This is a genomic window from Nostoc sp. UIC 10890, from assembly GCF_054786515.1.
In genome coordinates this window covers 6,787,566-6,808,444 of record NZ_JBSGKF010000001.1, presented here as the reverse complement: position 1 = coordinate 6,808,444, position 20,879 = coordinate 6,787,566, and the positions used below count along the sequence as shown (strand labels likewise).

General features: G+C 42.1%; 18 protein-coding genes. 7 read left to right on the top strand and 11 right to left on the bottom strand.

Annotation, left to right across the window (positions count from 1 at the left end):
• Positions 1 to 3: 3 nt before the first annotated feature.
• The 3 genes from ACWATR_RS28160 to ACWATR_RS28150 all read right to left on the bottom strand — a co-directional run bounded on the left by ACWATR_RS28160 (position 4) and on the right by ACWATR_RS28150 (position 2,406).
• Positions 4 to 744 carry a hypothetical protein gene (locus ACWATR_RS28160; RefSeq protein ID WP_460339409.1) on the bottom strand — a complete coding sequence of 247 codons (741 nt, stop codon included), beginning with the start codon at positions 742 to 744 and terminating at the stop codon, positions 4 to 6.
• A 260-nt stretch (positions 745 to 1,004) separates the two neighbouring features.
• On the bottom strand, positions 1,005 to 2,009 hold the full coding sequence (locus ACWATR_RS28155) for a Rieske 2Fe-2S domain-containing protein (RefSeq protein WP_460339407.1): 1,005 nt from the start codon (positions 2,007 to 2,009) through the stop codon (positions 1,005 to 1,007).
• Positions 1,996 to 2,406: an Mpo1-like protein gene (locus ACWATR_RS28150; protein ID WP_460339405.1), complete on the bottom strand. Its 411-nt coding sequence runs from the start codon at positions 2,404 to 2,406 to the stop codon at positions 1,996 to 1,998. Before ACWATR_RS28150 ends, ACWATR_RS28155 begins: the two co-directional genes overlap by 14 nt.
• 205 nt (positions 2,407 to 2,611) lie before the next feature.
• Here ACWATR_RS28150 and ACWATR_RS28145 point away from each other — a divergent pair, with 205 nt between their 5' ends.
• Positions 2,612 to 2,743 carry a hypothetical protein gene (locus ACWATR_RS28145; RefSeq protein WP_460339404.1) on the top strand — a complete coding sequence of 44 codons (132 nt, stop codon included), beginning with the start codon at positions 2,612 to 2,614 and terminating at the stop codon, positions 2,741 to 2,743.
• Positions 2,744 to 3,048: 305 nt separating this feature from the next.
• The gene (locus ACWATR_RS28140) at positions 3,049 to 3,228 is read left to right on the top strand and encodes a hypothetical protein (protein ID WP_460339402.1); all 180 of its coding nucleotides are present in this window, start codon (positions 3,049 to 3,051) and stop codon (positions 3,226 to 3,228) included.
• Here ACWATR_RS28140 and ACWATR_RS28135 read toward each other — a convergent pair.
• The 5 genes from ACWATR_RS28135 to sat form a co-directional block, all read right to left on the bottom strand.
• Complete coding sequence (locus tag ACWATR_RS28135; RefSeq protein ID WP_460340728.1) at positions 3,215 to 4,789, bottom strand: phytoene desaturase family protein; 1,575 nt, start codon at positions 4,787 to 4,789, stop codon at positions 3,215 to 3,217. The genes ACWATR_RS28140 and ACWATR_RS28135 overlap by 14 nt on opposite strands.
• Before the next feature lie 31 nt (positions 4,790 to 4,820).
• On the bottom strand, positions 4,821 to 5,228 hold the full coding sequence (locus ACWATR_RS28130; protein WP_460339400.1) for a type II toxin-antitoxin system VapC family toxin: 408 nt from the start codon (positions 5,226 to 5,228) through the stop codon (positions 4,821 to 4,823).
• Positions 5,225 to 5,467, bottom strand: coding sequence for a hypothetical protein (locus tag ACWATR_RS28125; RefSeq protein ID WP_460339398.1), 243 nt, complete (start codon positions 5,465 to 5,467; stop codon positions 5,225 to 5,227). Before ACWATR_RS28125 ends, ACWATR_RS28130 begins: the two co-directional genes overlap by 4 nt.
• A gap of 119 nt (positions 5,468 to 5,586) precedes the next feature.
• On the bottom strand, positions 5,587 to 7,749 hold the full coding sequence (locus tag ACWATR_RS28120; protein WP_460339396.1) for a caspase family protein: 2,163 nt from the start codon (positions 7,747 to 7,749) through the stop codon (positions 5,587 to 5,589).
• Positions 7,750 to 7,961: 212 nt separating this feature from the next.
• Positions 7,962 to 9,140: a sulfate adenylyltransferase gene (sat, locus tag ACWATR_RS28115; RefSeq protein ID WP_460339394.1), complete on the bottom strand. Its 1,179-nt coding sequence runs from the start codon at positions 9,138 to 9,140 to the stop codon at positions 7,962 to 7,964.
• Between the two features lie 372 nt (positions 9,141 to 9,512).
• On the opposite strand from sat, the gene ACWATR_RS28110 reads away from it, so the two are divergent.
• A complete protein-coding gene (locus ACWATR_RS28110) occupies positions 9,513 to 10,559 on the top strand; it encodes a glycosyltransferase family 2 protein (RefSeq protein WP_460339392.1) in 1,047 nt (348 codons plus the stop codon).
• Positions 10,560 to 11,199: 640 nt separating this feature from the next.
• Here the strand turns inward: ACWATR_RS28110 and ACWATR_RS28105 are convergent.
• Positions 11,200 to 12,294, bottom strand: coding sequence for a hemopexin repeat-containing protein (locus ACWATR_RS28105; RefSeq protein ID WP_460339391.1), 1,095 nt, complete (start codon positions 12,292 to 12,294; stop codon positions 11,200 to 11,202).
• 787 nt (positions 12,295 to 13,081) lie between these two features.
• Positions 13,082 to 14,137 carry a tRNA 2-thiouridine(34) synthase MnmA gene (gene mnmA, locus ACWATR_RS28100; RefSeq protein ID WP_460340725.1) on the bottom strand — a complete coding sequence of 352 codons (1,056 nt, stop codon included), beginning with the start codon at positions 14,135 to 14,137 and terminating at the stop codon, positions 13,082 to 13,084.
• A 273-nt stretch (positions 14,138 to 14,410) separates the two neighbouring features.
• On the opposite strand from mnmA, the gene ACWATR_RS28095 reads away from it, so the two are divergent.
• A complete protein-coding gene (locus ACWATR_RS28095) occupies positions 14,411 to 15,349 on the top strand; it encodes a hypothetical protein (protein WP_460339389.1) in 939 nt (312 codons plus the stop codon).
• Between the two features lie 81 nt (positions 15,350 to 15,430).
• Entirely contained in the window at positions 15,431 to 17,005 is a 1,575-nt protein-coding gene (locus ACWATR_RS28090; protein ID WP_460339387.1) for an NAD(P)H-hydrate dehydratase, read from the top strand.
• A gap of 45 nt (positions 17,006 to 17,050) precedes the next feature.
• Here the strand turns inward: ACWATR_RS28090 and larC are convergent, their stop codons facing one another.
• Complete coding sequence (gene larC / locus ACWATR_RS28085) at positions 17,051 to 18,334, bottom strand: nickel pincer cofactor biosynthesis protein LarC (protein ID WP_460339385.1); 1,284 nt, start codon at positions 18,332 to 18,334, stop codon at positions 17,051 to 17,053.
• A gap of 144 nt (positions 18,335 to 18,478) precedes the next feature.
• Here larC and ACWATR_RS28080 point away from each other — a divergent pair, with 144 nt between their 5' ends.
• The gene (locus ACWATR_RS28080; protein ID WP_181929287.1) at positions 18,479 to 19,138 is read left to right on the top strand and encodes an L-threonylcarbamoyladenylate synthase; all 660 of its coding nucleotides are present in this window, start codon (positions 18,479 to 18,481) and stop codon (positions 19,136 to 19,138) included.
• A gap of 408 nt (positions 19,139 to 19,546) precedes the next feature.
• Positions 19,547 to 20,767 carry a HetZ-related protein gene (locus tag ACWATR_RS28075; protein ID WP_460339383.1) on the top strand — a complete coding sequence of 407 codons (1,221 nt, stop codon included), beginning with the start codon at positions 19,547 to 19,549 and terminating at the stop codon, positions 20,765 to 20,767.
• The last annotated feature ends 112 nt before the right edge of the window (positions 20,768 to 20,879 follow it).

Here is a 20,879-nt window from a genome sequence, read left to right as displayed (position 1 = left end):
AAGTTAAACAAGAACACAATCTTGCACAAATTTTAATGATGATTCTGACTTCCACATCCGTTGTCCAGAACGGGTGAGATTGTCATAATTAATTTCAGTTAAACAAACCAATTCATCACCTAAGCGATAGCCAGGATTTTTTTCCTCAAAAAACTGAATATGGGGATTAGTTTGTCGTCCTGATGGAATTTCAATCAACCCTTCCCGTAAAATTTGGGGATGCGGAAATCGGACAATACCAGTTGCTTCTTGATATAAGCTACCATAATATTCCTGTGCCAAATTACCCATTAAATGCTTAACATCAGTAGGTGTTGTGACATCATAACGCGGGTAAAAATCTTGCCAAAAAGTAGGGAGAAAACGATAAGTGCGAAAACCAGAGCAAATTAGCAGCCAGTAAAGTTTATTTTCTGCATAGTGTTGATGCAGAAAGTTGATGGCGGCAATCCAACTACGTGGTAGTGTTGTACTCGACCAAGCACTAGGATCAACAATAGTGTCGCCGGAATACACCACACTAATTTTTTCTCCCAAAAAAGTTGTTTGGGATAACATCAGAGTTGAAAATCCTTTAAGTGCGTTGGATGTTTCATCTCTCAACAACAAAACCCAGTTTTTGCGCCCTAAATCGACTAGAAACCCATCCCAGGTTATACCTTTAAAGTGATTTTGCAGCAACGCATACATGGCGGTGCGATCGCTTGGCTGCAAATTTTGAACAGGAATCAGCAAACTTTTCATTATTCGTAAATTACCTAGACTCGATTTGTATGATATTTAATTAAAACTTTATCGACCATTATGGTAAATTTACGGTGTAATGTGACAGATTCCAGAATGGTTATCTATGCTACAATTCTGTATTCACATCTTGCACTTTTTGAATCAGAGTTGATGTAAATCGCGCACTCTACAAAATAATTAAGATGTATTTAGATTGAGAAACAAAACGCAATATTACCAAAGCTTTTGTTGGATTATGCGATCGCTAACCCAATGTACTATTCTACACCCCTATTTTTTGACCATCGAGACGGTTTTAGCTGATTTACATACTCCATATATTCAGCTAATGGACGATCGATACTAAGGAGTAATTTTGGATTAAAGCGAATATTGTCGTAAATTTTACCATCTTCATCTCTGAGCATATAGTAAGCCAAGCGAGTACAGAATAGCAAAAACTGACTTAGCAGATATCCCACAATACCTTGACGTTTTTCAGTTACATAAATCGGTTGAATTCTCGTTCTTTCAGGCGCAATTGGAGTATAAGCATATATCATAAACAGTGGCGGAAAAAGCCTAACATCTTTCATCATTGTTAACAAACCAATGCAACCATGAGCATAACGCATTGAATACTGATATGTAGAACCAAGAAACCTTTGACCTAACTTTTCTCGAAAGGTAGTTTTGGGGAATTGTCCCCGCATTGTAAAGTCGATTTGTGTGCCTAATTCGCTACGATTTAGCGATAGATCCATTTTGATATCTAAATGATGAATTGTTTTTAAATGTTGAGCATCAATCCCATTCATCATACAAATATGATGATGGCAACTTCTTTCAAATGCAATATCAGCTTGTGCAACAATTTCTTTTCCCTTCAATTCATCAAAATCAGCCACTCCCTCTGGTGCTTTAGCATCTGGATAAATCCAGATAAATCCATATTTTTCCTCTGTTGCATAAGCTTGTAATTTAGCTTGGTTAGGAATTTCTGATTGACAGGGAATATTTTGACAAATCCCTGTTTCATCAAATGCCCAATGATGAAATGCACAACGAATCCAATTACCGTCAACCTTCCCAATTCCTAAATCTGTTCCTAAATGAGGGCAGTAAGCATCCAAAGCCCGTACTTGCCCATCTTCACCTCTAAAAATGGCAATTTTTTGACCGCATAATTCTACAGATTTTGCCGTTTTTTTAGGTATTTCATGGCTAGGACAGGCAATATACCAACCTTTAGCAATTACATTCCAATTATTAAATATTTGCATAATTGTTTAATAGATAATTATTTAATATTTCTTGTCGTTGGCGAATATCATCTCGATATTTACCCGTCAAAATTCTAAATAACATTTTACCTAAACAATAGGAAGCCCGCCAAGAAAATACAGCATCTTGTAAATCAATATGGCTACGCTCAAATAAAAAGTGTCCGGTTAATCCCAATAATTGAGTTAACGGTAAGCCTAAGAGTAACCAAAAGTTTTGCAACTTCCAAGCATAAAAGAGCAAACTATAAAAAAATAATATTCCCAGAATATGTAAAGTAATATTAATTGGATGCTGATGTTTAAGAATAAAAATATCCCAATAGTCTGTAAAAGGATGATCCAGAATTTGATTATTAATCCGATTTCTCAAACTTTTTTGAGGGTTAGAATTCATGTCAAAACCTTAGATATCGTATGGGCTTATAGCCTTAAAAACAATGGATCAATACTGCTGTGTTCATCAGCATATACAAAATCTAACTATTTAGTAATTTTATCCCGTTTATCTGATTGCAAGTATTCTTGAAGTGCCACAGCATAAAGCTGACTACAGGATAACCCCATGCGTTTTACAAAGATCAGGTGGGCTATATGAATTATTGTCAATCAAAAAAGCTCCAGGAGCAGAACGGAAAATTCATGACGCAGCGATGCCTACGGCGGTAAACTACGCAGCACTCAAAGAAGAGTTAACAACAGGAAAAGGCTTTATTCGACCAAATTACACTTGAGCAGGTAATATCTATCTCTTCTTATAACTTTATCCTAAAAGCTCTTTTCTATGTAGCTTCATATTAAATTGGTATAAATACAATTTTGTTTGATTTAAGTCTTCCGGAACCTGTAGCATTTGACGGTCAAACTTTAACCATCCCTGATGTTAGATTGTTAATTTCTCCAGAGTTTGCAAATATAGCAGTTCTCAGTTGCGTGAAATACAGACCTAACCCCCAGCCCCTTCCCTACAAGGGAAGGGGAGTAAAGTTCAAAGCCTCTCTCCTAAGAGGAGAGAGCTTTGGAGAGAGGTTAAAATGTATTGCATCCAAACGAGAAGCGCTATATACTAGGCGACTCTGATTTAACAGGTTTGTTTGCTGGAACTGCACGAGTTGATGCTCAAGTTGCTGCCGTACCTGAACCTGACAGTGTACTGGCAGTTTTGGCAGTGGGTGCGGCTCTATTGGCAACGAGATTTTATAAAATTAAATGCACTTGATATCTTGAAGCATAGCTAAATGCTCTTTAACAGGTGCAAGGGTATTTGCAGCAATCATCCCGCTGGCGGCGACTGCTGGTAAACCAATGCCGGGAAATGTCGAGTCTCCACAGCACATTAATCCTGCTAGAGGTGTGCCAGGGCCAGGAAACATACCAGATCCAGCCTGAATTGCTGGCCCATAAGAACCTTGGTGACGGCGGAGATAACGCTCGTGAGTTAACGGTGTACCAACAAGTGTGACTTCGCAACGAGAGCGAATATCAGGAATGATCCGCTGTAGCGCTTGCCACATTACTTCTGCACGCGATCGCTTTTGCTCGGAATATTCCTGGTTTTTTCTATCCATTCCCTGCCAGATAGAGTATGGCTCATTACCAGGAGTATACACATGAATCACGTGTTTACCCGGTGGTGCTAGGGATGGGTCGAGAATTGAAGGGATTGATATCACCACGACATTCTGAGGTGCTGTTATGCCCAATTCCCAGTCATTAACCACGATGTAATGACACCGCAAATCTGACTGTAATCCTTGAGCATCAATACCTAAATGCAGATGCATGAAGCTATCACACTCAGGTGTCGCCTGTCGTTTAGCGCGGTAGTTTTTGGGTATTGCCTTTTCTGGTAGTAGCTTCAGTGTGTCCCAAACCGATGCATTAGAAATTACTGCTCGACGCGCCCGAATTTCTTGGCGATCGCGCAGACGCACACCCACCGCACGATTCCCTTCTACAAGCACTTCTTCCACATGAGCGCCCAGCATTAGCTTTCCACCATGACGCTCCAATCCTTGTACAAGAGTGTCAACTAAAGCACCACTACCACCAATAGGATATTCAAGTACTGCATCTGGTCGATACCAGTCCGCAAACATAAATGCTACCTCTGCGCCACTAGTGCCATCTGCGGGTAGCCCAGAAAGCAGAAAACACAGCAAATTCAGCCAATTTCGGGTAAATGGGTCTTTGACAACGCCATCCATAATTCGGCTAAAGGGGCCTGTCAACTTGATGACATCTGTCAGATGTTTTGCCAGAGATGGGGCAAATGGGGCTACAGTTCTAGCTGCACCCAAATCAAAACGTAATGCGGCTGGTGGTATAGAAATTGCGGCACTAGCGAATGGTTCCATAACGCGCTGGAGTTTTTGCCATTCGGCAACAGCATCATCACCACGCAATTTCATCAGCACTTCAGAAAATTGCTCGGCACCAACCGATGTGTCAAAATCACCTTCTGGTAAACAACAACCCCAAGTATCGTAGGTTACGCATGGTAGCTCAGAACCAATTGCATCCAATACTTGTTTTAGGGGATTCGTAGACGGGCTGTAAGACAGTCCAGAATAAAGGGACGGGCCTGAGTCAAATATGAAACCGTTGCGCTCAAAACTGTGGGCCGCACCACCAGGGATGGAGTGGCTTTCGCAGACTATTACATCAAAGCCATACCGTGCCAAAAGAGCAGCACAACTTAAACCGCCAATACCGCTACCAATGACAACTATATCTGTGTTTTGCATATCCCCTATGTTTGCAACCCATTGTCTTTTTATCTTAATAAAAAGTTACTATAGCGGTTTCTAGTTATAAATCAAAAATAGAAACTACATTAACACTAGTTACTCGATGCATGGGCTTTGTTCTTTTCTCAGTTGTGACTAATTCCTCTGCGCCAACTGACAACGCCGCAGCTACATGAAGCGCGTCCATAGCTGCTAAACCATACTGAGAAGCAATTTGGTAAGCATCTTGAACAATATGAGCTAAATCACTCGCCCAATAGGTAACATCGCTAAAAAATTCTTCATAGAATTGAGCTTCTTCTGTTTGCTTGTTAAAAACTGATTTGGGACTTACCTCTAATTTGACAAATTCACTAGAAGCAAATTCCCGTTGGGAATCTCCTAATATTTCAAGAGCTTTCTCGGCAATTCTACCAATACCATCTGTTGCGCTGATTAACACTCCAGAATCAATATAAGTGATTTTCATTCTTCTCTACCCTGTATTCCACCTCTACGATTGGCTAGTTCTTTTTCGATTTCATCTTCATTTAATAAATTCTTACCGGAAGCAACAATCCTAGTACGAATTTGCCACAAACGCTCTCCCAATGGGGTTTTATTTGCAGAATTTTTCAAACGAAGAAATTCCACAAAATCCAAAACTTCCTCTTGTTTGTCTTGGGGAAGAGAACGCCACTTTGTTAATAACTCTTGTTCTGGACTCATTAGAATTCACTCACTACTATTACTAAATTCAATTGGGATTAGGTATTTTTATTCTAGAAGTGAAACTTACAAATAGGGATACAGTCGCTTACTACAAACCTTTAATTATTCACGCCCACTTACACTACTTGAAAACTAAAGCTAAGACTTGCCCAATTATTCACATCCAAGATATATGAGTCGGCTGCTGTACCATTCATCTCTGTTTTGAGGATGCTGGCGTTATGTAGGTCTTGTAGCAACGCTTGTGCAACATCCAAGGAATTTAACAATGGGTTAATTGGTTGTGGTTCGGCTGTGGAATACTTAGCAGTGTTCAAAGCGGCGATAGTTCCGCCAAAGGGGGCTGTACTAAAAATCAGTTGTTGTTCGCAAAAGAAAGCTGGCCCTGAAATCACCCATTCGGAAGCACCATTAGTTTGGGGTAGGGTGAGGGTTTCACCTGGAGCGATGACAACTTCTTTGAGAAGAGGCTTGGTATCTTCAGTGTTTGGTTCTTGGGGAGTTTCCCAAGAGTAAAAGGCAACTGCTGTATGATTATTTTTTAATCCTAGCAAGATTAAATATACTGGGCGATCGCTCTGATTTTCCACTCGATATTGCATTCGACTACCGATAGGGACAATTGCAGTGGGGAGTGATTTTTTAATCGGAGTTTCAGCTTTGAAAGCTCGCACTGTTTCGCGCTGCATGACGACGCGAGGTGATATTTTACTAATTATTTCTAAAGTTACCTTGAGAGGCAAGCGAGAAGAACCTTGATTTTCTGTGAGTCGCCATAACTTGGCTGCTAGCAAGGTTGATAATTTTGGCGCTAACTTTTGCGCTGTTAATTTTACTGCTTCTCCTACTTCCCCCGTGGTATTAGGAATTAGCTCACCACCAAGAGTAAATAGACCATAACGACTAGGGATTTCCTGTAGCTTACCAAATATATAATCAGCCGATTTTTCTCCTGCTACTACAGTAGACACATGGGAAGATGCGGCAAAGGCGCTTGTGGCGTCTACCTTCTCAATTCTTTCCAATCCAGTATCCAAAGCTATTGTTAAATTAATATTTCGGGGTAAAACCCGGACTGCTTCTTGGACGAGTTGCCCGACTTGTAGGGGATTTGCGCCTTCAATTTTGGAAATTTGCGCTTTTGCTGTTAACCCAGTCCGCGATCGCAATACCAATTGCTCTGTTGTTGCTAAAGTCAATCGAGAATTCACTCCGTAGTATAGCAAAACTTGGGGAGGTAATCCTGCCAACCACAGATGGACTGTTTTGCCGTCTTCTTCAATAGCTGTTACCGCGCCTTCTGCACCAATCATACTCTCTGGAAAACCTAACCCCCCAGCCCCCTTCCCTACAAGGGAAGGGGGAGAATTCAAAGCCTTTCTCCTCTTAGGAGAGAGCTTTGGAGAGAGGTTTTGCATATCCCCTGGTTGCTGTTTACTACCCAATTTGGATAGAGAATTTTCTACATGCGACAGGGCGACTTGAATTGTGGTGGCTGGGGTGAATTCCCACAAATACTGTGTCAAAGCGTAGGTAAATAACCCGGCACTAAAACCAGAAAAGAGTCCTTCTCTTGCTGACTGCTTTGGTTCTGAGGTAGCTGCTAAAACAATCGGAGTGCTGGATAACTTCTGAGTTTTGAGTTGTTTGAGAAAGTCAAGTTCCTCTGCTGCTAACTTTGCTCCTGACTCTTGAAGGGCACGACTTTTTAATCCTAAGACTGTGCTAGGAGCATAATAGCTAGTATCTAATACTGCTGTTACTCGGTCTGTGGGGAGCGATCGCAATAATAGCAGTAGAGTTTCTTCTAATATATAGTTGACTATTTTCTCATTTTGTGTGTTTGTACTTCCATTAGCTGGCACCAGAGCATTTTGCATTGTCTCTGGCGATGTTTCCAATTTGACACGACTGCCATAACCGCTAAAGTGGAAGACGACTACATCACCGGGTTTAGCTTGCTTGCCCAGGTGATCTAAAAAAGCCGCTTCAATAAATTCCCTACTAGCTTCTTCCTCAGTTAAGGTGAGAATATCTGACCCTTGGAAACCAAAGCGATGAACCAAAAGTTCTCTTTGGAGTTCCACATCCGTCAGACAACCACTGAGGGCTGAAATTTTGGGGTATTGGTTAATACCTATTAAAAATGCCAACTTACGCGGATTTGGTTGTGCCAAAGCCTGATAGTAGCGATTTCCCAAAGACAACCACTCAGCTTCAGTTATCCCCAATACCGCGAGTATTGAGCCAATTCTCTGTAAAAACGTGCGCCGTTTCATAATTAGCTATCAGCCCTCAGCTATCAGTTAGCAGCTTACAGGGCTGAACTCTGTAGTGTAAAGTTACAAAAGTGTGAGGAGTCGAGGGGCGGGGGAGCGGGGGAGCAGGGGAGCAGGGGAGCAGGGGAGCAGGGGAAAATTCTTAACTCCTAACTCTTAACTCCTAACTCAGCACTCAGCACTCAGCACTATTTTGCCCAATGCCCAATTCCCTAAACCGGCACTTCTATCCGCATTGCCCGCGCCAACTCTGCTGCTACTTCAGGACGAGAAAATTCTGCTGGAGGTAGCTCACCGCGCCGCAGCATTTCTCGGACTTTTGTTCCCGATAGGTGAATGCGTTCTTCTGGCCTGCTGGGACTAGTTTTAGATGTTGCCATCTGCTTAGTCCGCGTGCAGTAGAAAGCGTGTTCAAATTTCATCGGCACAATGCCTAATTCACTTGGCGCAAACTCTTCAAATATATACTGAGCATCGTAAGTGCCATAATAGTCACCGACACCAGCATGATCCCGTCCAACAATAAAGTGAGTACAGCCGTAGTTTTTGCGGACTAAAGCATGGAATATGGCCTCACGAGGCCCAGCATAGCGCATTGCGGCTGGATTTATTGCTAAAGCTACTCGGTCTAAAGGGTAGTAATGTTCCAGCAAAATTTCATAGCAACGCATCCGCACGTCAGCAGCAATATCATCTTCTTTTGTCGCCCCGACTAATGGGTGCAAAAATAGACCGTCAACAGTTTCTAAAGCGCACTTTTGAATATATTCATGGGCGCGGTGGATGGGGTTGCGAGTTTGAAAGCCGACGATGGTTTTCCAACCCTTATCTTTAAACATTTGCCGTGAGGCGGCTGGATCAATTTGGTAAGTGGGAAACTGGGGATGAGGTTCGCGTTGCAACAGCCAAATATCACCCGCCAGATTTACAGTACCTTGGTTATAGAGTACCTGCACGCCTGGATGATTGACATCATCAGTGCGGTAGACATTTCTTGCTTCGCGGGTTTTGTCGTAGTGATATTTTTGGGTGAGTTGCAAAACTCCGATAAATTCGCCTCTGGAGTTATCCAGACGGATTAGACCGCCTTCTGGCAATGGGGAAGCTACTTCTTCGTTTACCGATAGTGTAATCGGGATTGACCACACAAGACCGTTAGCTAATCGCATTTCTGTAACAGTGCGATCGTAGTCTTCCTGGTTCATAAAACCCGTGAGTGGACTAAAAGCACCGATCGCAATCATTTCTAGATCAGAAACGGCGCGATCGTCAAGTTCTACTCGTGGCAAAAAGTCAGCTTTTGAGAGAAACTCTGCTCTTTGTTCTGATGTGGCGATACGGTTAACCAACTGTCCACCGTGGGGGGCTATGGCATCTGGATTGTGACTCAACGTAATCCCCTCTTTGCTTTTACTGTTATTGTTTCAGATTATGTACTAACTTATCAAATGCTGGTACGTAGAGAAAAAGAGTTTAGGGATATAGGGGTCTAGGAACTGGGTTCTGGGTTCTAGGTTGGCACAGTTGTGCTACTATGCTGCTGGTGTACGTACTTCATTCAAACAAAAATCCCAATATTTCTCACCTAGCTATTAAGTAAGTAAAAATCATTTGTGATTACGCTATTAAAAAATAAATTATTATCAAATAGAATTCATTTGTCAAGAGTCAGAATTGATTCTGAATTCTTCTTTCAACAAATTTCCATTGAAATTTTCACATTGTAATCCAAGCGTATAGTGATTAGTCAGGAGTTTAGTTTAATGAATCCTAAAGTCTCTGTAATTATCCCTGCTTACAATACTGAAGTTTATATTAAGAAAGCAATAGAGTCAGTCTTAGATCAAACACTCACTGAGCTTGAAGTTATCGTGGTCGATGATGGTTCAACTGATAAAACTGTAGAATTTGCTAAGAGTTTTACCGATCAACGTCTCAAAGTGATAGTTAATCCACAAAACCTTGGGGTTTCTGCTGCGCGTAATCTTGCTATCAGAGCAGCCCAAGGAGAATGGATTGCTGTTCTTGATTCAGATGACTGGTATGCTCATGAAAGATTAGAAAAGCTTGTGTTGCTGGCAGAAAAAACAAATGCAGATATGATTGCAGACGATGTTTATTTTATCAAAGATGGTGCAACATCTCCTTGGAGTACATTGATTCAAGAAAGTGGAGAAGATATAGATAAAATTTTCCAAATTGATATCGTTTATTTTGTAGAGACTGATGTCTATGGAAAAGCAGGGCTGCATCTTGGTTTAAGTAAGCCTATGTTTAAACGAGAATTCTTGGTTAAACACAGCATTGAGTACGATGAAACCTTAAGCATAGCTGAGGACTTTTGGCTTGACATGAAATGCTTAATTCATGGCGCTCGTTTTTTTCTAGTGCCAGAAGCCTATTATTTCTACCGTTCACGCTCTTTTTCTCTTGTACATGAAAGCCCATTTAAACGTCTAAATCAATATTGCATAGCTACTGATTCTTTCATGCAGCAAAAAGTTGTGAAAAAAAATCCAGCTTTAATGCGTGCTCTGTCTTATAATCTTACAGTTTACAACAGAACTTTAGCTTACTATCAAGTTTCATTCTCTATTAAAGAAGGAAAATGGTTATTAGCATTGAGAGAACTCACGAAAAATCCGAGCTTTTTTTATGATTTTATTTCTAAATTTAACAATATTATCAAACGTCGATTTCAATACTATGTGATGGGTAATAAATTAGTTTTTGAAATGCTTTATAATATCCAGATAAAACGAAGAAAACCAATTAGTAGGATCGCAGCCTTATCAAAAAATAATATATAGCGTTCACTTTTAGGATAAGCGATCGCAGTTCCAGAACTATGGATTTACGATAGTAAAAAGCTGAGGATTTATTTACTCAGGGATGGACATTACATCGAATCTAATAACAGTCCTAACTTTCCAAATATCCCTTTAAGTCAAATCGTTGCCGCTACACTTGAACGAGCTTGGCAAGTAGGAACTGTACAAGCTTTGAAAGAGTTTGAAGGGGCATTAGATAAAAGTAGTTTTTGATAGAGAGTCCTTCCTTTCTTACCCATCAACGTTCAATGGCACACAGCAAAGGGCATAATAATGCTCAAAGCCCGTTTGGGGTATATCAAATTCCGAGCAATAACCATATCCGAGATTTACTTGATGATATAAAACCAACCCTTGTGTTTCCAATGTTTACCTTGATTTTCAAAGTATTTAGAGAACGGTAAACATTATCAGAATTTCGCTCTTTTAAAAGAATTTGCTGATAGCTCTATATGAGACATAATATTTTTGATTTATAAATAACCCCCGCTTTAAATATAAAGGTGGGGGTAAAGAATCGTTGTTTAGTTTTCTCAAAAAATGTAAATTCATATTCCGATTCAGGAACGCCGAAAATCCATGTTTTTGAGGATTTTGAGCTTCTGGCTAAAATCGTTGGCTAAAACGCAGTCGCACCATCGATTCCATCGGCAAAGGCATCTAGTCCAGTCCAATTGCCTTTAATCGGTTTTGGATAACCCTCATCGGCTTTGTCGGCAGCAATATCATAGCGAATAAACTCAGATCCTTTGAATAAATAAACTTTACCATTACCTAGATTCAGGGCGGCATTGATATTGTCATAAAAAACTCCAGGCCAATATGATGAAATATCATAACTAGCACTTGCGCCTCGTTCGGCAGCAATATCATAGCGAGTATAATAATGGCCTTTGAAGAAATAAACTTGGCCCTTACCGAGATTGACGGCAGCATCAATCTCGTTAGTGAAGTCATCCATTCCAGCCCAATTGCCTTTAATCGGTTTTGGATAACCACTATCAATTTGAGCGGTAGGCGCATCGTAGCTAATATACTCAGAGCCTTTGAACACATAAATCTTCTCATTGTCCCAATGGACGGCAGCATCGAACCCGTCAGCGAAGGCATCTAATCCCGGCCAACTGCCTTTAATCGGTTTTGGATAACCCTCATCGGCTCGATCATTAGCAATATCAAACTGGATATACTGGTCTCCTTTGAAAAAATAAGCTTTTTTGAAAGGATTTGGGATAGGGCGATCGCGGGGGTCTAGGAGATTAGAAGGAATGTCTGTGATACTAAAAGTAAGTGCTTCACTTTCATTAGTCGTTGTCACGATATAGAAATAATCGCCGCAAGCATCATTTTTGTACTTGTTCCCTTTTTTGAACCAATATTTAGTTCCATTCTGATTAGTCCATAATTTTACGGTAGATCCGTTATTACTGAAATCACCAGCTAAATAATCGTACTTGGATGTAACGTAGAGATAGCCACCGTCGTAGTGTATCCATCGGTCTTTATAGGGGCCATCATAAAACTTGAAAGAACATCGATCAGTATCGAAAATCTCCATCGTAAAATAGGCAACATAGGCATCATCTGTAGATAAGCACAGATACTTGCTGTACGATTCTGTACAGGTCGATGTTAAAAAGTGTTTGTATTCGTATTTAACTCCTAAAAGCTCGTGCCCCACAGATAACTTGACATATCTTTTTTGATTTTCCATTTTAATTCTCCATTGAAGTTGAATGTAATTTGCAGACCGAACATTTCCTTCTTGAGGAAAAAACTTTTGTAGCCCGTAGTACGGGTGTGACTTGAGGATTTTTCACAACCGTTATCAGCTAATTTAAGCTTTCGATACTCGTCAATTTATAAAACGATTAAAAGTATATTCACTCTTCAAAGCACAAAAGACAAGGACAGATAAGACAGATAAGAAACTTTTTGTAAAAATATAAGAATCCGATTTGAATTTTTAAAACATACTGAGATTGAAATGCATGTCCAGCAAGGATTTATCTCTAAAATCCGTTCAAAAATCAAATAGGATTCCTATATATGAAGCAGAGGTTCTCTATCAGAGTTTTGAGGAATAGCTCTTTTTCTGGCATTATTATCCAATTCCAATTTAAAGACAAAAATACCCCTCCAAAACTCAGGGCAACTTTTGGGTTCTTGTCAGCTTTTGGTGATGATGAAAAGTTACGCGCTTTAAGGCAGAAGGCAGAAGGCAGGAGGCAGAAGGGTTTTAAGATTTTGCCTGTCGTCGTTGAACTTGTGACAAAGATCCAGATCCAACTTGAAGACTTTTCTTGTGATGTAGGGATTCTGTAACCCTTATACCACAGGGCTTTCTGTAATTTTATTCTTTCTTCCTTCTGCCCTCTGCCCTCTGCCTTCTGCCTAAACCAGCCCACTATTGATCACCAAAAGTTGCCAAGAACCAACTTTTGCCTATCAGAAGTTCACAGGAGGGGCAGTTTTGACTTCTACCGAAACCGGAGTAAGATTCAACTAAACTGTTCAATTATTCCGCCACCTAAGACTTTCTCCCCGTCGTACCACACCGCAGCTTGTCCGGGGGTGATGCTGATTTGGGGTTCATCAAACACCAAACGCACACGAGAGTTTTCCAGCGGAATCACTGTCACTGGTGTAGCTGTTGAACGATAGCGAATTTGCACTTGGGCATGAATTGGGGTGGATGGTTCAGCAATGGAAACCCAATTTACCCGATTTACAGTGCATTCTGGCTGAGTTACCTTAGTGCGATCGCCTACTACTACTTTATTATTTTCCGCATCTAATTCAATCACATACAGCGGTTCGGCAGCAGCAATCCCTAATCCTTTGCGCTGGCCAATGGTGTAGTGATGGACACCATCATGCTGTCCCAAAACTTTGCCTGTGACATCGACAATATCGCCTGTTTTAGGAGCTAAATATTTATCCAAAAATGCCCGCATGGAACCGTTACTTTCCACTAAGCATAAGTCTTGACTTTCTGGTTTATCAGCAGTTTTCAGTCCGTATTCAGTCGCAATCCGGCGCGTGTCAGTTTTTTCCAGTTCGCCCAGAGGAAATATAGTTGCTGCAAGTAAATCTTGAGACAAATCATAGAGGAAGTATGACTGGTCTTTGTTGCGGTCAACAGCCCTTAATAACTGGTAACGTCCAGTTGCTTCGTCATAGCTAATTCGGGCATAATGACCAGTGGCGATGCGATCGCATCCCAATTCTTCACGAGCATACTGCACCATTGGCCCAAACTTCACTGTTTTATTGCACTGGGAGCAAGGCAAAGGCGTGATCCCAGCACTGTAACCAGTCACCAAATAATCGACAATATGTGTCTGAAAGAGATCCCGAATATCTACAATCTGATGGGGAACGCCCAATTGTTCACACAGATCAGCCGCGTCGATCATACCTTCAGAGCAACATTGACCTTTGCCTTTCATTAGCCAAAGAGTCAAACCAATCACTTCATAGCCCTGATGGTGCAGGATAGCTGCGGCGGTGGAACTGTCAACGCCACCAGAAAGACCAACGACGACTTTTTTCATACAAAGCACGACACGATAGCTGCGTGGTTGTCCAATTGTAGCACACACTCTTCAAAGCCTTGCTACCAAAGCACTTCGGTTTTTAAGTCACAGTTTTTAAGCCGTGGGTTTCCCCTGTTCCCTGTTCCCTATTCCCTATTGCCTCTAAAAGATGTATTCTTTGCCACGCAGATGAGCTAATTTTACGTTAACGCTATATAGTTGCTACAACGGTGAACTGATTAGTTCCTGATGGAAATTGCCTAAAAATACTTTGACTACTTTCTAACTACTATGTCGAGAGAAATACCAAGTCAATTTATCCCATTTCAGATGCTACGCCGAAGTTCTGAGGGTTGGAAGCCCACGATCAGACTTCTCTCCTTATTAGTGGGAGGATGGTTAGTGCTGATTCCCGATTTGACCCCAGCACAAGCACAAATTCACAACAGCAACGTCTTACTGGCTCAAGAATTCGGTGAAACTTTACCGCCACCGCCAGTAATTCCCTTTGGTGAACAGCCATCACCGCAGTTACAACCAGTGCAGGAGTATCAATTTGAGCAGGATTTTCAGCCCTCTCAACCATTACAAAACAATCAATTTGACCCGAACTTTCAGCCCTCCCAACCATTACAAAACAATCAATTTGAACCGAACTTTCAGCCCTCTCAACCTGAACAGTTTAGTCAATATAACGAAAACTTTGAGCGCTACTTAGTTTACGTAGATGGTAGTGATTTCCAGACGCTACAAGAAATACGTCGGATTGAACCCACTGCTTATATTCGCCAGTACCAGGGACGGAATGTAATTCAGGCAGGTGTTTTTAACAGAGTATCTAACGCCCAACAACGGGTGAATGAACTACAGTCACGAGGCATATATAGCGCCCGGATTATTAGCTTCGCTAACGGACAGGAAATAAATGCAGGTAATAGAGGCTTTGTAGGCGATCGCAATCCTATAAGTTCTAATAGGCCAGTCTCTAGATATTATGTCGCTATTCCCGCCACTCCAGAACAGTTACCTGCGATCGCAGCACAAATTAGGCAGAATCTAGCCCGATTTAGCCAGGATTTAGGCCGATCTGGTGGAGTCCTCGAAAGGACACAACCACGGGGCCCACACGTAGCAATAGGGCCTTTCTCTGATCGATTCCAAGCTGAGGAATGGAATAAATTTCTGCGAAATACAGGATATCGGAATGCCAGGGTTTACTACGGAAAGTGAATAAGTGCTGAGTTAAGAGTTAGGAGTTAAAAGTTAAGAGTGAGAAATTAATACGAACTTTATAACTTAAACTCAGAACTCATGACTCAGCACTCAGCACTGATAGAAGATAAGCAAGAACAAATTTCACAAGTAATAGTGACTGCTAGGCAGATGCGCGATATTGAAAAGCGGATATTTGCAGCGGGAATGCCTGTAGTTGCTTTGATGGAAAAGGTGGCGGGATTAATTGCCCGTCGCATTCCAGAGATTCTTTCAAACACCTCCTTTTTAAGGGGATCTCGTGTCGGAATTCTTGTCGGCCCTGGTCATAATGGTGGCGATGCTTTAGTTGTAGCCCGTGAATTATACTTTCGCGGGCATGAAGTTTGGATATATTCTCCTTTCTCTAAGCTCAAAGAATTAACTTCGCTGCACTTGCAATATGCCCAGAGTTTGGGCATTCCAATTTATCAAACAATTGAGCAATTACCAAATTCTGATTTGTTGATTGATGGCTTGTTTGGGTTTGGTTTAGAAAGAAACCTGACTGATCCCATCGCTTCTGCAATTAATCAGCTAAATGAATTGTCTGTGCCGATTTATAGCATCGATTTACCTTCGGGTTTACACACCGACACAGGCGAAGTATTGGGAACTGCCATTCGCGCCACTCACACATTTTGCTTGGGTTTATGGAAACTAGCTTTCTTCCAAGATCAGGCATTGGAATATATCGGGAAAGCTGAGTTAATCGATTTTGATATTCCTTTAGTTGATGTAGAAGCTGTTCTGAAAGATGCACCCAGGATTAAACGTATTACACCAGCAACAGCACTTGCTACTGTACCCCTACCCCGTCCACCAGTCACTCATAAATATAAGGAAGGACATTTACTGTTAATTTGCGGTTCGCGGCGCTATGCAGGTGGGGCAATTTTAACCGGTTTAGGTGCTAGGGCAAGTGGTGTGGGAATGCTTTCCATTGCCGTACCAGAATCTTTAAAATCTCTTTTAGTGTCACACTTACCAGAAGCGCTAATTGTCGGTTGTCCAGAGACGGAAACCGGAGCTATCGCTCAATTGCAATTGCCAGAAAACACCAATCTGAGTTCATTTAATGCGATCGCTTGTGGCCCCGGTTTAACACGAGATGCGACTCCCATTGTGCAAGAAGTCATAGAAAGCGAACGCCCTTTAATTCTCGATGCCGATGGTTTAAATATCTTGGCACAAATGGGAGCGATCGCCACGTTAAAAAAACGCCAAGCAGTAACCGTACTCACACCCCACACTGGCGAATTTGAACGATTGTTTCCTGATGTCGCTGATGCCAAACATGACAGGGTGAAAGCAGTACAGGAAGCAGCCGCGCAAGGTGAGGCGATAGTGTTGTTGAAAGGGGCAAGAACTGCGATCGCAAACCCTCAAGGGGGTGTTTGGATAATTCCTGAAAGCACACCCGCCTTAGCCCGTGGTGGTAGCGGCGACGTGTTAACAGGACTACTGGGTGGATTGTTGGCGCAAGCAGTAACCAAGCAGATTCCCGTAGAAAATATTGTGGCAACTGCTGCTTGGTGGCATTCGCAAGCGGGTATAATAGCCGCCCAAGAGCGTACTGAATTGGGTGTAGATGCGTTTACATTGACACAATATTTGATGAAAGCCCTAACTTAGTCAAATCCCTCGTTCCCAGTCGGAGACTGGGAACGAGGGATTGGATCAGTTATTGACTAAATACCAACGCTGTAGCGCCAACCGCTGAATTTCGCGCCAGGGAATATTATGTTTTCGGGCTAAGTCTGCACAATCTTCATATTCTGGCTGCACATTTGCAATAACTTTTTCTGTTGATTGTCCTTTCCATGCTAACTTGACACGCACTTTGCCATATTCCGTTTCCACTTGTTGAATTTCCCGTTGTAAAATGGCACGTTGCTGAGTTGTTCTCCGAATGCCTAAAGTTGTAGTTTCGCGAAATAAAACCGCTTCACAACTGAGTAAATTTTCTGGATGACAAATCACAGTTAGCAAAATTCCTGGACGGGACTTTTTCATACCGATCGCCTGGGTAAAAACATCGACCGCACCAGCAGCAAACAACGCCTCAAACGTATAGCCGATAGCTTGTGGACTTAAATCATCAATTTGGGTTTCTAATACCGAGATGGTTTCCAAATTTGAGCTAGTTTCTTCAGAATCACTGAAATTTGACTGTAAACTTGCACTTTCACCCAACCAGAGGCGTAAAATATTTGGAATGGGTAAATTTATGGTTCCTGCTCCCAGTCCTATCTGCTTGATAGCGATCGCGGGTGGTGAACCAAAATCTCTTGCCAAAGTAGTTGCGATCGCGGCTCCTGTTGGAGTCACCAGTTCTCTGTCAATGCCATTGCTATAAACTGGACAACCCCGCATTTCCCACAGCTTTAATACCGCTGGTACTGGTACTGCCATCTGACCATGTGCAGCCCGAACAGTGCCGCCACCAGTCGGGAATGCCGAGCAGTAAAGTAATGGCAATCCTTCCTCATTGCTCTCAATCCCCAACCAATCCAAACCCAGGCAAGTACCCACAATATCTACGATCGCATCTATAGCACCCACCTCATGAAAATGAACTTTTTCAGGCGAAATACCATGCACCGCCCCTTCTGCAACTGCTAACTGTCGGAATACCGCCAAACTCCAAGCTTCTGCCCGTGGTGGCAACCCCGCTTTGAAAATCATCTGCTCTATTTCTGGCAAGTGGCGTGTGTGATGGTGACTGTGTTCGTGATCATGGTGATGGTGATGATGATCATGTACTAAATCCACATGGACTTTAGTCGCCTGCTGACCATTCCGTTGGACAAATTCCGCCCTTAACTGATATTCCTTTTCAATACCCAACCCATTGAGTTTTTCAATTAAATACTCGACAGGAACACCCAAACTTACCAAAGCACCCAGGCACATATCACCAGAAATTCCTGTCGGACATTGAAGATAAGCGATTTTATTCATAATAAATTAGTCATTAGTCATTAGTCATTTGTCATTAGTCATTTGTTCAGAGTTAGTAACTCTCTACCCAGTCCCCAGTCCCCAGTCCCCAGTCCCCAGTCCCCAATCCCTAGTCCCCAATCCCCAATCCCTAATCCCCGTCCTATGGCAAAAATTTTCTCAGTTCATCCGGATAATCCTCAAATTCGCCGAATAGAGGAAATAAAGTCGGCGCTCTCTAGTGGCGCAGTTATGCTTTACCCTACTGATACAGTCTATGCGATCGGTTGTGATTTGAATGCCAAGTCGGCGGTAGAACGAGTGCGGCAAATTAAAAAGCTAGCAAATGATAAACCATTGACATTTTTATGTCCCTCGCTTTCAAATGTGGCAACTTATGCCTTCGTAAGTGACACAGCCTATCGAATTATGAAACGCCTGATTCCGGGTTCATACACGTTTTTGCTCCCAGCTACTAAGTTAGTACCGCGATTGGTGCAAAGCCCCAAGCGGAAAACTACTGGAATTAGAGTACCAAACCATACTGTGTGTTTGGAGTTGCTGGCAGCCTTGGGCAATCCGATTATTTCAACTTCAGCACATCTGCCACCAGATGAAGCAGATAATGGCATGATTCGGATAGATCCAGAAATTGTTCAGTCGCGGGTAGAGCTATTTGACCGTTTGGACAAGTTGGTAGACATAATTGTAGACACTGGCGAGGAACCTACTTATGAAGTATCTACCATCTTAGATATGACGGGAGACGAAGCAGTGATTATACGGAGGGGTTTAGGTTGGGAAGCAGCAGCAGCATGGGTATAAGAATTCCACTTCACAGGTACACCTCTCCGTTTCGGAAATTGTGATAAAAACGACTCCAGTTTTAAAATTGTCATATTTAAAGGCGATGTCTACAGTGGGTTGTTCGGTGACACAGTGGATATAACAGGATGGTGGCAACAGTGGGTACAGCAAGGTATTTGACAACTTTGAGAAAATGGCGGGTACTCCTGTGCCAGCATCAATCATGATGGCTTGTGAACAAACCGACACATTGCCATAACTGTAACTCTTTCGTATTTCCTACAGTTTTATATATGAGCTTTAGATGTGAGCATTATATGCGGCAAGTCTTGATGGATGAATGCCTAAAGATTCACAAGCCTTGGATGGTCTTGATTGCTGTGTCTGCGTTGTAATTACGGTGCAATACTACTACCTGGAAAAGTCATGAAAGCTAACGTCGTCAATCTACCAAACTCTACACCCATTTTTCATAACCACGTTTCAACTGAAGAATTTTCAGATAGCAGCAGTGATACTTTGATTGAGTTGCTGTGTGAGGAAATGCAAGCGCAAGTGAAAGCAACACCCAAGTGTGTAGAAGCTTTAGCCAAGCGCATAGCCGTAGAAGTAGAACGCATTTGCGATAAAAGCTCCCGTATCCAAACATCTGGGGAAATTAAGTCCTGGCAGATTACGTTGGGAAGGCACCGGATGCAAAAGTGCTTACGTTACTACCAACTGGGTTCCAAACAAGGGCGGGTGGAATTACATAGCAATTTGGGTGCTATGGTTTACCGTCATGTAACTATATCTGGTTCTGAGTTGGGTTTTGAGGCTCGTTACAGCCTGATTGAAGATTTTTTACAAGCATTTTATATCGAAGCTATCAAAGCTTTCCGCAGAGAAAACGAACTACCTGACGATCACACGCCGCGGACTCAGTTGCAATTAGCTGAATACATGGCTTTTACAGAGCAGTATGCCAAACGCCGGATTAATTTACCTGGTGGTGCAAATCAGCAATTAATTATCTTGCGGGCCCAAGGTTTTGCTCGTCGTCAGCCCCAAGAAACTACCGTGGATATTGAAATGGCGGTAGAGTCTGCTAAAGGTGAAGAAGCAGAATCTTACCAGCGTAACTCGGCGGTGCAACAGCTGCGATCGCAAATGATTGCCCAAACTAATTTCGATCCATCTGAAGAGTCAGAACGCGATCGCGTCATCACTGAATTGATGAAATATCTGGAGTCTCAAGGTCAATCTGATTGTATGAACTACCTCAGTTTGAAACTTCAAGACCTCTCAGCCCCAGAAATTGACCAAATTCTCGGTTTAACTAGCCGTCAGCGCGATTATCTCCAACAACGGTTTAAATACCACGTAGAAAAGTTTGCCAAACAGCACCACTGGCAATTAGTACATCAATGGTTAGGTGCGGGTTTAGAGCAAAAATTGGGTTTATCTTCCCAGCAATGGGAAATCTTTGTGAATCAACTCACAGAACAGCAACAGCAAATATTACAGTTAAAAACTGCACGGGAAAACGATCTGGCGATCGCAAAAGCTATCAAATGCACCCCCAAACAGTTACAAAAGCGCTGGACTCAACTTTTAGAAATAGCATGGTCTATCCGCAACGGTCATACTGAGGCGCAAACAGGTTGAAGCTAAGGCCAAGCTCAATTCCAGTTATTAGAGAGGTTAAGAGGCGAAAAGAAATCGAATTTTCCTTTTCTTCTATACTTTCCTGAATTAGTAACTCGTTCCTTATCCAAAT

Excerpts from the sequence above, each read along its gene's own strand:
- mnmA (WP_460340725.1), bottom strand. The coding sequence starts at position 14,137 with ATGAAAAAAGTCGTCGTTGGTCTTTCTGGTGGCGTTGACAGTTCCACC.
- ACWATR_RS28125 (WP_460339398.1), bottom strand. The coding sequence starts at position 5,467 with ATGAGTCCAGAACAAGAGTTATTAACAAAGTGGCGTTCTCTTCCCCAA.
- ACWATR_RS28090 (WP_460339387.1), top strand. The coding sequence starts at position 15,431 with ATGACTCAGCACTCAGCACTGATAGAAGATAAGCAAGAACAAATTTCA.
- larC (WP_460339385.1), bottom strand. The coding sequence starts at position 18,334 with ATGAATAAAATCGCTTATCTTCAATGTCCGACAGGAATTTCTGGTGAT.
- ACWATR_RS28105 (WP_460339391.1), bottom strand. The coding sequence starts at position 12,294 with ATGGAAAATCAAAAAAGATATGTCAAGTTATCTGTGGGGCACGAGCTT.
- ACWATR_RS28155 (WP_460339407.1), bottom strand. The coding sequence starts at position 2,009 with ATGCAAATATTTAATAATTGGAATGTAATTGCTAAAGGTTGGTATATT.
- ACWATR_RS28110 (WP_460339392.1), top strand. The coding sequence starts at position 9,513 with ATGAATCCTAAAGTCTCTGTAATTATCCCTGCTTACAATACTGAAGTT.
- ACWATR_RS28120 (WP_460339396.1), bottom strand. The coding sequence starts at position 7,749 with ATGAAACGGCGCACGTTTTTACAGAGAATTGGCTCAATACTCGCGGTA.
- ACWATR_RS28150 (WP_460339405.1), bottom strand. The coding sequence starts at position 2,406 with ATGAATTCTAACCCTCAAAAAAGTTTGAGAAATCGGATTAATAATCAA.
- ACWATR_RS28160 (WP_460339409.1), bottom strand. The coding sequence starts at position 744 with ATGAAAAGTTTGCTGATTCCTGTTCAAAATTTGCAGCCAAGCGATCGC.
- ACWATR_RS28080 (WP_181929287.1), top strand. The coding sequence starts at position 18,479 with ATGGCAAAAATTTTCTCAGTTCATCCGGATAATCCTCAAATTCGCCGA.
- ACWATR_RS28095 (WP_460339389.1), top strand. The coding sequence starts at position 14,411 with ATGTCGAGAGAAATACCAAGTCAATTTATCCCATTTCAGATGCTACGC.
- ACWATR_RS28130 (WP_460339400.1), bottom strand. The coding sequence starts at position 5,228 with ATGAAAATCACTTATATTGATTCTGGAGTGTTAATCAGCGCAACAGAT.
- ACWATR_RS28075 (WP_460339383.1), top strand. The coding sequence starts at position 19,547 with ATGAAAGCTAACGTCGTCAATCTACCAAACTCTACACCCATTTTTCAT.